Origin of the sequence: Vibrio sp. 1562 (genome assembly GCF_033340155.1) — a bacterium.
Lineage (GTDB): Bacteria > Pseudomonadota > Gammaproteobacteria > Enterobacterales > Vibrionaceae > Vibrio > Vibrio alginolyticus.
In genome coordinates this window covers 1-808 of sequence record NZ_JAWOVY010000220.1, presented here as the reverse complement: position 1 = coordinate 808, position 808 = coordinate 1, and the positions used below count along the sequence as shown (strand labels likewise).

Below are 808 nucleotides of genomic sequence, written 5' to 3'. Positions count from 1 at the left end.
CGTATCTTCCGGACCCGGATCGGTTTCATCGCTAATGGTGGTATCGACGAACGCATTGTCTAAATTCAGTGCTTCGAAGATTGGATTGCTGTCACCATCTACTATACCCGATACGCTGACGCGGAACACTTCATCGCCTTCGGCGTAAACATCGTCCACCGTATCGATAGTAAACGTAGCCGTCACACCATCGGCACCGATAATCGCTTGGGTGGTTTCGGTGATGTCATCACCCGATGCAGTGGTGTAGCTGTAAGCCAACGTGACGATGCTGCCCACAGGTGCTGGATCGCTCAGCGTTACGGTGTACTCTGTGGTGATATCGCCTTCCACGACATTTGCTGGACCAGTCATGGTCACGGTAACCGTATCTTCTGGACCAGGATCCGTTTCATCGTTGATGGTGGTGTCAACAAAGGCATTTGAAACATCTAGTGCCTCAAAAATCGGATTGCTGTCGCTGTCCACAATACCCGATACGCTGACACGGAACACTTCATCGCCTTCGGCGTAAACGTCATCCACGGTATCAATGGTAAACGTGGCGGTTACGCCATCCGCCCCAATAATCGCTTGGGTGGTTTCAGTGATGTCATCACCCGATGCAGTAGTATAACTGTAAGCGAGCGTGACGATGCTACCGACGGGTGCTGGATCGCTCAGTGTCACGGTGTAGTCCGTGGTGGTGTCACCTTCTACGACATTCGCTGGACCTGTCATGGTCACGGTAACCGTATCTTCTGGACCTGGGTCGGTTTCATCGCTGATGGTGGTGTCGACGAACGCATTTGAAACATCTAATGCCTCA

1 pseudogene is annotated in these 808 nt (G+C 52.0%); it reads right to left on the bottom strand.

What is annotated here, in order from left to right:
• Nucleotides 1-808 (bottom strand): annotated as a pseudogene (locus tag R7Z49_RS24275) (calcium-binding protein); the annotation flags it as partial.